Source organism: Spirosoma sp. KNUC1025 (assembly GCF_045160025.1).
Classification (GTDB): domain Bacteria; phylum Bacteroidota; class Bacteroidia; order Cytophagales; family Spirosomataceae; genus Spirosoma.
In genome coordinates this window covers 969,407-982,226 of sequence record NZ_CP087139.1, presented here as the reverse complement: position 1 = coordinate 982,226, position 12,820 = coordinate 969,407, and the positions used below count along the sequence as shown (strand labels likewise).

The following is a 12,820-nucleotide window of genomic DNA, read 5'->3' as shown; positions in this document are numbered from 1 at the left end:
TATAAAAACAAAGACAATAACTGCCTCAACGTATTTCCTTAAAAGTAATCAGGCGTTCGTAGAAGAAACTATGTAACCAACTAACTGTTTCGGGCTTTGTTCGACCAATATGCTTCTTAATCGTGAATTAACAAACTCACGCTCAACCCAAAAGCGGAATAAACTCATACCTAAGCTGTTAAGTTTTTGTTAAGTATGCATTTCCGGTTGATAACATTGAGGATAACCCACGTAACTTCGGGCAATCAATGAGCTGATATCCTACTAATGAAGTGGGATATTTTAACAAGATAACTTCGTATGAGTGCTGCAAAAGCTGCTCAATCCAAACATCGCATCCTGGTTGTTGACGATGACACCGATATCGTTGAACTACTCGAATATAATCTCATTAAGGAGGGTTATGACGTTCAGACAGCCACCGATGGCCGTAAAGCCATCGAAGTCGCTAAGGGCTATTTACCTGAACTCGTTTTGCTCGACATCATGATGCCCCATATGGATGGCATCGAAACCGGTCGGCAACTACGCGACATCGCCGAACTACGCCAAACATACATTATCTATCTGACAGCCCGTTCGGAAGAGTACTCGGAAGTAGCCGCTTTTGATGTTGGCGCCGACGACTACATCACCAAGCCCATCAAGCCTCGGGCTCTCATGAGCCGAATCAGCGCACTGTTCCGGCGCGAAGCCCAAAAAGCTGATCCAGGCGAACAGATTGCCATTGCCGACCTGATTATTAACCGCAAAAACTATTCAGTCAGTCAAAACGACAAATCGATTATTCTGCCCAAGAAGGAATTTGAGTTGCTGTTTTTTCTGGCTCAACACCCCAATAAAGTTTGCAGTCGCGAAGAATTGCTTCAGAAGATCTGGGGAGCCGACATTTATGTACTCGAACGTACCGTTGATGTTCACATCCGCAAACTCCGTGAAAAAATTGGCGACACCCACATTCGTACGCTGAAAGGGGTTGGCTATATGTTCACCGACCAAAATGAATAAGAGAATTGGTGAATTGGCGAATGAGTGAATTAATTTTACGATTTGGCGAGTGTCTGAGCGTTGGTATGCACTCATACACTTATTCATTTATTCGCTAAATGTCGCTTAGCCCCCGTCTAATTGCCCTTTTGCTGGCTTGCCTTATTTCGGCTTTAACACTCGCCTTTCTGGCGTTTGTAGAGGGCGTTACCAGCACTATGCTGTTTGTAGTGGGGCTTTCTTCCTTTATTATTTCATTCTTCCTGGTCTATTACGCCATTGAGCTGCTTGTCTTTCGGGAGGTGAACAAGATGTATAAAACCATTCATCACCTTAAAATTCGCGACTTTAGCATCTCGCGTAAATCGATTACCCAAAATGCCAACCCATTTAAGAAGCTGAATGACGAAATTTTCGTTTACGTCGCTAAAAAACAAAAAGAGATTGACGAATTAAAGCGCCTGGAGCAATTCCGGCGGGAGTTCCTGGCCGACGTATCACATGAATTAAAAACCCCCATTTTTGCTGCTCAGGGCTTTATCCATACGCTTATCGACGGCGCTGTGGATGATGAAAAGGTACGCGACAAGTTTTTATCTAAAGCAGCGAAGAGTCTCGACGGACTCGATGCATTAGTGAAAGATCTTGTTACGCTCTCGCAGCTGGAAACAGGTGAAGTAAAGATGGGTTTCGAACGCGTTGATTTCGTCCAGATCACGCAGGAAGTGTTTGAGCAGCTAGAAACGATTGCACAGGGAAAAAGCACATTGCTATCCTTAAAAACTTCTCACGAAGGACCTATATGGGTAAAAGCAGACCCGCAACGTATCACCCAGGTGATGACCAACCTGGTCGAAAATGCAGTGAAGTACGGTAACGACAGCGGCCGCGTCGTGGTAACCCTGGATGAAGATAAAAAACATATCCTGGTATCAGTGCGTGACAACGGCCCCGGTATTCCACCACAGCACCTGAGCCGGATTTTTGAGCGCTTTTACCGGGTTGAAAAAAGCCGCTCCAAAGATCGGGGCGGCACGGGTTTAGGACTAGCCATTGTAAAGCACATCCTGAACGCTCATAAAACAAAAATTACCGTAATGAGCAAAGTGGAGAAAGGCACTACGTTCCGATTTAAACTGGAGCGGATGGACTAACTACGTGTCAGGTTCCGATCTCCCAGCACCTGACACGTATTGTCAGATCAATCGTTTAAGCGCAAACTGCGCGATAATGATCTGCCCATTCCGTCGCACAAGCATCGAGACTTCTTTGCCTTCGCCTTTCTGAAGCATTTTATAAATATCGCTAATTGTCAGCTCGTTAGCCGAAGTATTATTCACAAAAAGTACTTCATCGCCTTCTACCAGACCCGCTATATCGGCAGGCGAGCCATCAATTATTTTATCGACGTAGTACTTATGAAAATCAGCTCCGCGAGCACGAAGCTCCATACCGCTCATGTCGTGCTCGAAGCTTTCCCGCATAAGCCGTTTGATGGGCTTCAGAACGATGTATTGATCGGGGTAATTAAACGTAACGTTGAAACGGCGCAGCAACTCACAACCGATATTTCCCTGACGTTCGGGCATGTTTACCAGCTTCATCCCATAAGCCATGCTATCGGGAAATGATGCCAGAATATTGTCCAGTTCATAGCGACCAAACTTGATCTTCTGAATACGTCCCAGGCATCCGTTGATGACGCCATTTAGTCCCCGCCCCAATTGAGCTCGGATATTTTTCTCGGGAAGTGGCATCGCAGACATACTGCGAGACCGGTCGAGAAGCAGAGCGTGACCAGCGCCCGTGTCGAGAACGGCACGTAGCGGCATGACTTTCTCTCCATCATAAACGGACAAGGCATCTGTATACGCTTTTGTGTCCTGAATCGTAATTGGATATCGATCCCCTTTCCGCTTCCGATACTGGTACTTATCGGGCCGGCTTATGATAATTTCATGGCGCTGAAAGTCGACGTTTACCACGAAATTGGCAAAGATTTCATAGCCAAAAATGCCATGAACAGGTGTGCCCACATATTCCGATAGTTTCAGAATATCTTCATCCAGAATAACCAGGTTGTGATGAGCTGCCCGTAAGCCTCCCAGGCTGAGAAAGTTGTTGATAGCAATAGACGCCGTAAGTGATCCGCCTTCACCTGCGCCATTGAGCTTCACTTTACGGGTCAGCAACAATGGCTTTTTACGGAACGCATTCGGGTCGGTAATAATGGTGTTGCTAACCCCCGTATCCAGAATAAACCGTAAGGTATCTGAATCGTTAACTTTTACCGGGACGACAATGAGGTTGGAATGAAGTTGAAAGGGAATACGCGTCCAGGTTCGGTTGCCAGCGATAAAAAAGCCGTAGCGATCTTTATCCGGTGTACGCCGTTCGTCATCGCCCCGCGCAGACAGGCAGATGCCGATTAGTCCGATTACTAATACCAGCGTTTTCATGATTGAGTAGTTGTTGCCCCTATAACAATAGCACTGAGTTCACACTTAACGTAGCATTGAAATTACGTATTTTTTATCCGAATAACACAAAAACAAATCAATAAGTTTTTAGCTATCTAACTGACAATTACTGCCTAAGACTGCTGATACAAAATTTCGTACGCTGTAGGTAATGGGTTCGGCCTAAATGTTCTAATTTCGCCCTGAAAAAGCGAATAAATTTTTTTATTTATTTTTTCTAAAACCTGATTTTCACTCAATTACCAAGCGATTATGCGTAAAAGAATTGTTGCCGGCAACTGGAAAATGAATAAAACGGCCGACGAAGCGAAAAGCCTGCTCTCGGAAGTAATCAATATGATTAAAGACGAGGTGACGGGCAATGTTGACGTAGTGTTATGCCCTCCTGCGTTATACCTGACTACGGCCCGCCAGTACATTACCCCCGGCAGCAACATTTCGCTGGGCGCGCAGAACTGTCATGAGAAAGCCTCGGGAGCCTACACGGGTGAGATTTCTGCCCCAATGCTTCAATCTATAGGCGTTGCCTACGTTATTCTGGGCCACAGCGAACGTCGCCAGTATTTTGGCGAAACCAACGCTCAACTGGCCGAAAAAGTAGACATCGTTCTTGCCAACGGTCTTAAACCCATATTCTGCTGTGGCGAATCGCGCGATCTGCGGGAAAATGGCGATTACGTGGCTTTCGTAAAAAAGCAAATCACCGAAAGCCTGTTTCATCTGACGGCCGAAGCGTTTGCCAATGTGGTGATTGCCTATGAACCAATCTGGGCCATCGGTACAGGGCTTACGGCCTCGTCGGCACAGGCTCAGGACATGCACTTTGAGTTGCGTCAGCATATTGCTGATCAATACGGTGATTCGGTGGCTCAGGACACAACGATTCTGTACGGCGGTAGTGCCAACGAGAAAAACGCAGCCGAGCTTTTTGCCCAACCAGATGTAGACGGCGGACTGATCGGTGGCGCTTCGCTCAAGTCGCGCGAGTTTACGAACGTAATAAAAGCGCGCCAGTAAAGGAACGATTGACTTGTTGAATGAGTAATTGAATAAAAAGAATACCAGTGAGTTACTCATTCAACAAGTCAATTACTCAATCAGTCAACAACCTACATGACTGCTGCTGATTACGTTCAGGCCTTCAACATGCAGCCTCATCCCGAAGGGGGTTACTTTGCCGAAACGTACCGCTCGGCGGAAGCAATTCCACATTCGGCTTTACCCACGCGCTTTGGTGGTGATCGGGCTTTCAGTACGGCGATTTATTTCCTGCTCGAAAGCCATCACGTATCAGCTTTTCACCGAATACAGGCTGACGAAGTCTGGCATTTTTATGCGGGTGGCGCTTTGGAGGTTTTTGTCATCACGCCAACCGGTGAATTAAATCTTATCCGGTTGGGAAACCAGACAGAGCAGGGTGAGGTATTCCAGGCAGTGGTTCCGGCAGGGTGCTGGTTCGGCTCAAAACCGGCTAACGGAACTGATTTTTCGCTGGTCGGCTGTACGGTTGCGCCTGGCTTTGATTTTGCCGATTTCGAAATGGCCAACCGGAACGTATTGCTAACTGACTACCCGCAACACAAAGGAATAATTGAAATGCTGTCAGAACCGCACGGGCCGCCCGTGCGGTTCTGATTACCTGAAATTTACATTCCCGAATTTTGCCACAACCCGCAGTTTGGTACCGGAGCCGTCCCCGACTTTACCGACGTATTGTTTGGTCAGACGAGGGCCACGATGACCATCATTGTCATTAGGCTGGCTTTTGAAGTGCATCTCCGAACCAGAGCCATAACTGAAATTGCCATAGCTCACCGTCACATCAAAATCGCAATCGCTGTTGCCACTTAAGGGCAGGGCAACCGAAGAGTAAGATGCCTGAATATCTACGTTTTCGGCTGTTTTGGGCAATTGATCAATCTGAAAACCACCCGAAAAATCAAGCTTGATTTTTCCTGAGCCCCGAAGCGTTCCAATTTTGGCGCCCGAATAATTAATGTCAGCGTCCAGTTTACCAACATCGCCGATGGTCATCTTCCCGAACTTATTGATCAGCGTTAATACGTTTGCCTTTGATAGCTCCAGATTACCATAAGCGATTTCAAGCTTTCCCTGATCGATACTGCCAATGTACGCCTTGCCATAAGCCACATCAATGTCGTTCTGCCGACCAGTCAGGTCATCAGCGTTGAAATTTCCGTAACGGTTGTGCACAACAAGCGGTGCCTGAAAAGACGGAATACTGGTGTTACCGAATTTGTTACGTACCGTGAGTGCATTTTGTCGCGGCATCATAACCTCATAATTTATTTTAACGTAATTCCGCTCACCGCCGTCTTTCCATTTACCAAAGCTCCAGTTCGAAATGCTGTTCTGGCTGAAATTGGTTTTGACCATAATCTGATCGCCAGTACGTCTCTCTTCAATAGTTACGGCATCCAGGTATTTTTGTACGCGTTCGTCGGAATCAGAATTAGCCAGAATGGTAATCTGGATACGGATTTCTTTTTTATCCCATAATCCTACATTAACCTGGCCGAACTGATTCTCAATGACCAGATTATCTTTACTATCCACATCAAATAATTTGATGATGGTCTTTTTCTTTTCTATTGCACTTGGTGCAACGGGGTCCTCTGCCCTGGTGAGCAACGGGCAGAGGCAAAGCAATACACTATACAGGAGTACTTTCATGGGTTTGTTGTTTAATGCGCTGAATAACGCGCAACTGTTCATTAAGCAGGTTGATCTGCAACTGCAGATTCTGAATCATTGCCTGAATCAACACTTCCTGATTCGGGTTTTGGGGTAAATCCGCCTTCAGCGACTGATACGATTTTTCGAGCCGGTCCAGATCAGTAGCAAACTCCCGATAGAGCTCCGGATTATCTTCGGTCATTTGTTTCAATTCTGCCCGTTTCGTATCGATCAGCCGGGTGTACTGAACGACTTCTTTTGCATAGGTGGGACTGGCCGCTACCACTTCAGGCTGATGCGTAACGCCATACTCCCGATTCATATACAAAAAGCTACCGACCAGTAACAGTACGGCGACTGAAGCCGCCACGCGCCAGTCGAGGCTTGGCCAGCCAATCTGCCGGCTACCCGCCTGTGAGTGGTTTCTGTGAATTTGCTGGAATGGTGATTTTTGATCCGGCTGCGGGCTCGTTGAACCAACGTCTCCCGGTCCAGCCTTATCCAGACCAGCTTCTATTTTTTGCCATAGTTTTGCCGAGGGCTCTTTATCGTCGAAGTCCTCCCGGTTATCCCGGACGAAGCGTTCAAGGTTATTCTTCATAGCTAATGCGTGAAAAAGTGAGTGAAAAAACGTTGCGGATGGAGTTAGTCACTCGGTCGCTCATTCACAATTAGTTTAGTAGTTCAAGTAATCGTTTTTTACCTCGTAAATATTGTGTTCGTGATGTGGTTTCGCTGATGTTCAAAACATTTCCGATTTCTTCATGATCATACCCTTCAAACAAATACAGCGAGAGAACGACCCGGTAGCCTTCCGGCAATAATTGCATGGCCCGACGTACCCGCTCTACTTCCAATTGAACTCCTTCTTCGTCGAAGGGTTCCGTATCGGCATAATCAGGGCCATCGTCTTCGCCAAATCGGTTTGATTCCATATCAACCAGTTCCAGCCGCCGGGCCCGCAAATGATTGATAGCCCGGTTTACAACGATCTGTTTCAACCACGCACCGAACGTACTCTGCCCGCGGAAGGAATTAATATGGGTAAATGCATCAATAAATGCTTCCTGCAACACATCTTCTGCTTCTGCTTCATGATTCACAATTCGCAGGCAGACATTATACATCGCCTTTACGTACTGCTGATACAGCTCATACTGTGCCCGTCGCTCGCCCTGTTGGCAGCGTTTGACCAAGTCAGCATGGCGATCTGGGTACAGCGGTCCGACGTTTCGGTTTGGTTCCAACAGATTCAGGCTCTGGGTGGTTTAGGTTGTTACTCAGGAGAAAGATGCAGGAAAATGAGGAATGTTGCACAATAATTTAGAAAAAGTGTGCGTTTCTTTGCGCAGCTTCGCTTACCCCTTGTTTTTCTGCATGTTAAGTGATCTTTGTATCGGCTATCAACGTAAAAAAAATACGTTTGTAAACTATTCATTTCGGTTGGCATGCGTTGGTAGCTGACTCCTTTTTCACGAACCTGTATTTTCTACGTTTGCCTCGTCGCTTAGCACCATTTACCCTGTCGTCAACCAAATTATTTCGTACTTTTACTTGTTATAGAAGGATAGAAACGAGCTGAATGGTTGATTACATTTCTGGATTAAATGACCCACAGCGGCAGGCCGTTATGCACGGTAATGGCCCGCTGATGATTATAGCAGGTGCCGGTTCGGGCAAAACCCGCGTACTTACCTACCGAATTGCCTATCTGATCGAAAACGGTATAGATCCCTTTCGAATTCTGGCGTTGACATTTACCAACAAAGCCGCTGGTGAAATGCGTAACCGGATCGAAAAGGTTGTTGGTACAGAAGCCCGCAACATCTGGATGGGTACCTTTCACTCTGTCTTCGCCAAGATACTCCGTATTGAAGCCAAAGCGATCGGCTATACCAGCAATTTTTCGATTTATGATACCGACGATTCGAAGTCGTTGTTACGTAGTCTTATCAAGGAAATGGCGCTGGATGATAAGGTGTATCGCGTCAACAGCGTTTTCGCCCGGATATCCGGCGCTAAAAACCGCCTGATCGGCCCCGATGATTACCTGAACAATTCGGTGATTCAGGCAGATGATGAATCAGCCCGGATGCCGCATATCGGTCGGATCTACAAACAGTATGCGTTACGTTGCTTTCAAGCAAACGCTATGGATTTTGATGATCTGCTGTTCAATACGAACGTACTGTTTCGCGACCATCTGGACATCCTGAATAAATACCAGCATAAGTTTCAGCATGTAATGGTCGATGAGTTTCAGGATACCAACGTATCGCAGTATCTCATCACGCGCAAGCTGGCCGCTGTACATGAGAATATCTGCATAGTGGGCGATGACGCCCAGAGTATTTATGCTTTCCGGGGTGCCAACATCGAAAACATCCTGAACTTCCAGCGCGATTACGGCAAAGAAAATGTCAAGATCGTAAAGCTGGAGCAGAACTACCGCTCGACCAAAACGATTGTAGAGGCTGCCAACTCGATCATTGCCCGCAATAAACATCAGTTGGAAAAGCACGTCTTCACCGATAATGAAGATGGGCCCCCGATTGATGTCATTAAAGCCTCGTCCGACAATGAAGAAGGGCGGCTGGTAGCATCCGCAATATTTGAGACGAAGATGAATGAGTCGCTGACCAACAACGACTTCGCGATTCTATACCGGACCAATGCCCAGTCACGGGCCTTTGAAGAAGCCCTGCGTAAGGTGAGTATCAAATATCGGATTATCGGTGGCTTGTCTTTCTACCAGCGAAAAGAAATTAAGGACCTGATTGCCTATTTACGGTTTACCGTCAATCAGCAGGATGAGGAAGCGTTCAAACGTATTATTAACCTGCCCAAACGGGGTATTGGCGATACGACCGTTGCTAAAATCAGCGTGATTGCTGCCGAAAAAGAGGATTCTGTCTGGGAAATTGTCTCCGAAATCAACAAGCACGTAACCGGTCGGTCAGCCATTGCTATTGAGGGCTTTGCGGATCTGATAAAGAGTTTTAAACTCCTGCTCGATACGAAAGATGCCTTTGAGGTGGCTTCGCACATTGCCAAAGCCTCAGGGCTGCTGAAAGAGTTGTACGATGACAAAACAGTTGAAGGACTCGCCCGGTACGAAAACGTGCAGGAGTTGCTCAACGCCATCAAGGAGTTTGTCGATAACCCGGATAATGAAGAGAAAAGTCTGGGAGCCTTCCTGCAATCGGTTTCGTTACTGACCTCTGCCGATGAAAAGGAAGACGATGGCGATAACGATAGAGTGACGCTAATGACCATCCACGCAGCGAAAGGGCTTGAGTTCAAAAACGTACACATCGTTGGACTGGAAGAGGATTTGTTTCCGAGCCAGATGATGCTCGAAAGCCGAAACGACCTGGAAGAAGAACGGCGGTTATTTTATGTCGCTATCACCCGCGCCGAAAAACGACTGACCGTATCGTATGCCGAAACGCGCTATCACTACGGTCGTCTGAAAATGTGCGAACCAAGCCGTTTTCTGATGGAAATCGATCAGAAGTATCTGAAGCTTTCCAAACTGCGGTCGGCACCGAGCCGAATGGATTTTGACCGCCCAGAGCGAGACCGGAGTGAAAGTACGTCGTCTGGGTCAATGGCCTTTGTCCGGTCGTTAGCCCAGAAAACAGCGCGCACGCAAACCCCACCGACAACTGCATCGCATACGCCATCCGCCGATTTTGCGCCAACCAGCACAGCCGACCTAGCCGCCGGTCAACGGGTTGAACACGCGAAATTCGGTTTTGGAACCGTCAAGAAAGTAGATGTGAACGGAACCGAGCGGAAAGCAACGATTCAGTTTGAGCAGGCAGGCGAAAAGGTGCTGCTGTTAAGTTTTGCCAAACTGCGGGTTGTAGCTTAGTCCTGGCTATTGGCGGCTCGACTCGCTCAGAATCATATCGGCTGCTTTTTCGGCAATCATGATTACGGGGGCATTCGTATTGCCCGACACGATTGTGGGCATAATGGATGCGTCGACAACGCGTAAGCTTTCTATGCCCCAAACACGTAACGTTTCGTCAACGACAGCCTGCTCGTCAGATAATGGTCCCATCCGGCACGTACCAACCGGATGGTAAACCGTTTCTGATCGAGCTATTATATGTTGCCATAGATCTTCATCGGAGCTATAGTTGACCGGCAAATGGATGCCTAAACTGTACGCCCTGAAGGCTTCGGCCTGACTTACTTCTATTGCTTTACGGAGCCCACTGATTAATACGTGTCGATCGGTTTCCTCCGCAAAGTAATTGGGCTGAATAACCGGCGCGTCAAGTGGATTACTGGAACGTAATCCTATATATCCGCGACTTTTAGGTTTCAGGAGCGTTGGCAGAATTGTATAACCGTCGGTGTGAGGATACGTAGCCAGATTATACACGTCAGTCTGATCGTCGTTACCGAAATGTCCGGGCACAAAATGAAACTGCATATCGATCCGATCAGTAGATGCCCGATCCGTTTTCATAAAAGCAACGGCTTCGATGGGGCCTATCGTTAAGGGTCCTGTCCGGTTTATGAAATACTGTGCAAATGCTTTTAGCTGATTAAATGGTTTCAGATAAAAGTTAGCGGAACTACCCCGTTGAGAACTTAAACTGCTGATACCTGTAAATACGTGGTCCTGCAAATTCTGCCCCACACCCGGTAATTCCTTTCTCACTTTTATCCCAACGGCACGTAACGCATCAGCCGGCCCAATACCCGACAGCATCAGCAGTTGAGGGGATTGAAACGCGCCTGCCGATAAAATGACTTCTTTACGTACCATAGCCCGTTGAGTCAGGTTTTTACCCGTAATAAATTCCACGCCGATAGCCCGATCATGCTGGAGTAGAATCTGTGTCGTGTAAGCGTGCGTAATGACCTTCAGATTTGGGCGGTTCAGGGCGGGTTTCAAAAACGCCGATGCCGCGCTATGCCTACGGCCGTCTTTCATTGTAAACTGAAACATCCCTACGCCTTCCTGCTCAGGCCCATTGTAGTCGTTGTTTTGGGTAATACCCGTTTGTTTGCAGCTTTCAACAAAAGCTTCGGCCAGAGGGGTTTGAAAGCGTGTGGCATACGTAACATTCAACGGCCCATTGCTTCCATGATACTTCGGATTAAGTTGCTCGTACTGCTCGTTACGTTCGGAGCGGATAAAATACGGCAGTACGTCCTCAAAGCCCCAGCCAGCGTTGCCGAGTGCCGCCCAATCGTCGTAGTCGCGGGCATTCCCCCGAACATACGCCATCGCATTGGTTGATGAGCAGCCGCCAAGCGTTTTTCCCCGAGGCTGATACATCCGTCGGCCGTTGAGTGCCATTTGTGGTTCTGTCCAGAAAGCCCAGTCAACCGCAGAGCCATGCAGTTTAGTATAGGCGGCCGGAATATGAATTTCCATTTTCTTATCCGGCCCACCTGCTTCCAGCAGAAGGACTGTATTTTCTGGATTCGCCGATAATCGATTCGCCAATACGCAACCAGCTGACCCAGCACCAACGATGATGTAGTCGAAAGTCATATCATTGAAATAGCTATGCGATCATTTCTATAATTCTTCGCACAAATAATAGAAATTAATCAATTCAAATGACTTTCAGAAACAATGATTTTGCTAGCTGTAGGCAGGGAAAGACTTAAAATTTGTAAACAAAATTTAAACACTTCGCTTTATAATTTGTAGTTGCTCTGGTCTGTCTTGTTTACATGGACGAACCAGCTGTGCAGAGATGAATTTTGTGAGATTAGGCAGCAACGAAACGACTTTTCGCTATGGATGATATACGTGTACTGGCCAAAGGCCTTCGGTTTCCTGAAGGTCCTGAATTTGATGCTGCTGGTAACCTTTGGTGCGTAGAGCAGGAAGGTGAAGGTTTATTTTGTCGGCAGGCCAACGGTGCCACAAAGCGGGTCCATACAGGTGGCCGGCCGAATGGTCTGATATGCCATCAGGGATCTTTATGGTTTTGTGATTCAGGCTATAATGCCATTCGTCGCATGAATCTTAAGACCGAAGCTCTTGATACAGTCATTAACCAAATAAGTGGTCAACCACTTAATATGCCTAATGACTTGCTATTCGATGATAATGGAAATTTGTTAATCACCTGCCCCGGACCGCCCGACGACAGTGAACAGGGGTACGTAATCGTTTATGCAGCCAATGGCTCCATTGAAGTAATAGCGGACGGTCTGGCTTACCCTAATGGGCTAGCCTTACTTCCAGACCGACGCACATTACTGATCGCCGAAACCCATAATCAGCGAATATGGAGCGGATACTGGGATGCAGAAGCGTTAAGCTGGGAAACCATTCGCGTCTGGACAACGGTTATCGAAAATCCTGAACCAGGCGACATCCCTGGCCCCGACGGAATGGTTGTTGGCCTTGATGGGAATCTTTATGTCGCCGTATTTGGAGCAGGCATCGTACGGGTATTCTCTGGTGAAGGGGAATTTGTGAGAGATATTCAGTTACCTGGTCAGAACCCATCCAATTGTGCGATAGACCCCACCGGAGAGTTGGGACTGGTTGTAACAGAAACCGAAAAAGGAGAGCTTTTGAGTGTGGCTATATAAAATTGGGTGGGTTTTCCGGTTGCTCTCGTTCAAATCAACTCAAGACCGGAAAACCCACCCAATTTTGCTAAACAACT

General features: G+C 47.2%; 11 protein-coding genes. 6 read left to right on the top strand and 5 right to left on the bottom strand.

Going from position 1 to position 12,820, the window contains the following annotated elements:
* The first annotated feature begins 300 nt into the window (after positions 1–300).
* Together LN737_RS04270 and LN737_RS04265 are read left to right on the top strand one after the other, a co-directional pair.
* Complete coding sequence (locus LN737_RS04270; protein WP_405516518.1) at positions 301–1,008, top strand: response regulator transcription factor; 708 nt, start codon at positions 301–303, stop codon at positions 1,006–1,008.
* A 98-nt stretch (positions 1,009–1,106) separates the two neighbouring features.
* Positions 1,107–2,141 (top strand): cell wall metabolism sensor histidine kinase WalK, encoded by a 1,035-nt coding sequence (locus tag LN737_RS04265; RefSeq protein ID WP_405516516.1) that lies wholly within the window; start codon positions 1,107–1,109, stop codon positions 2,139–2,141.
* Between the two features lie 42 nt (positions 2,142–2,183).
* On the opposite strand, the gene LN737_RS04260 is transcribed toward LN737_RS04265, so the two are convergent.
* Entirely contained in the window at positions 2,184–3,446 is a 1,263-nt protein-coding gene (locus LN737_RS04260; RefSeq protein WP_405516514.1) for an aspartyl protease family protein, read from the bottom strand.
* A gap of 273 nt (positions 3,447–3,719) precedes the next feature.
* Here LN737_RS04260 and tpiA point away from each other — a divergent pair, with 273 nt between their 5' ends.
* Positions 3,720–4,484: a triose-phosphate isomerase gene (gene tpiA, locus LN737_RS04255; protein ID WP_405516513.1), complete on the top strand. Its 765-nt coding sequence runs from the start codon at positions 3,720–3,722 to the stop codon at positions 4,482–4,484.
* A gap of 96 nt (positions 4,485–4,580) precedes the next feature.
* Positions 4,581–5,102, top strand: a complete 522-nt coding sequence (locus LN737_RS04250) for a cupin domain-containing protein (RefSeq protein ID WP_405516511.1) — start codon at positions 4,581–4,583, stop codon at positions 5,100–5,102.
* Here the strand turns inward: LN737_RS04250 and LN737_RS04245 are convergent, their stop codons facing one another.
* The 3 genes from LN737_RS04245 to LN737_RS04235 all read right to left on the bottom strand — a co-directional run bounded on the left by LN737_RS04245 (position 5,103) and on the right by LN737_RS04235 (position 7,411).
* Entirely contained in the window at positions 5,103–6,161 is a 1,059-nt protein-coding gene (locus tag LN737_RS04245) for a hypothetical protein (protein ID WP_405516509.1), read from the bottom strand.
* Positions 6,142–6,765: a hypothetical protein gene (locus LN737_RS04240; protein WP_405516508.1), complete on the bottom strand. Its 624-nt coding sequence runs from the start codon at positions 6,763–6,765 to the stop codon at positions 6,142–6,144. Before LN737_RS04240 ends, LN737_RS04245 begins: the two co-directional genes overlap by 20 nt.
* Before the next feature lie 70 nt (positions 6,766–6,835).
* The gene (locus LN737_RS04235; RefSeq protein ID WP_405516506.1) at positions 6,836–7,411 is read right to left on the bottom strand and encodes an RNA polymerase sigma factor; all 576 of its coding nucleotides are present in this window, start codon (positions 7,409–7,411) and stop codon (positions 6,836–6,838) included.
* Between the two features lie 335 nt (positions 7,412–7,746).
* Between LN737_RS04235 and LN737_RS04230 the strand changes: the two genes are divergently transcribed.
* The gene (locus tag LN737_RS04230) at positions 7,747–10,041 is read left to right on the top strand and encodes an ATP-dependent helicase (protein WP_405516504.1); all 2,295 of its coding nucleotides are present in this window, start codon (positions 7,747–7,749) and stop codon (positions 10,039–10,041) included.
* Between the two features lie 6 nt (positions 10,042–10,047).
* On the opposite strand, the gene LN737_RS04225 is transcribed toward LN737_RS04230, so the two are convergent.
* Complete coding sequence (locus tag LN737_RS04225; RefSeq protein WP_405516503.1) at positions 10,048–11,685, bottom strand: GMC family oxidoreductase; 1,638 nt, start codon at positions 11,683–11,685, stop codon at positions 10,048–10,050.
* 251 nt (positions 11,686–11,936) lie between these two features.
* Between LN737_RS04225 and LN737_RS04220 the strand changes: the two genes are divergently transcribed.
* Positions 11,937–12,743 carry an SMP-30/gluconolactonase/LRE family protein gene (locus tag LN737_RS04220; protein ID WP_405516501.1) on the top strand — a complete coding sequence of 269 codons (807 nt, stop codon included), beginning with the start codon at positions 11,937–11,939 and terminating at the stop codon, positions 12,741–12,743.
* Positions 12,744–12,820: the final 77 nt, after the last annotated feature.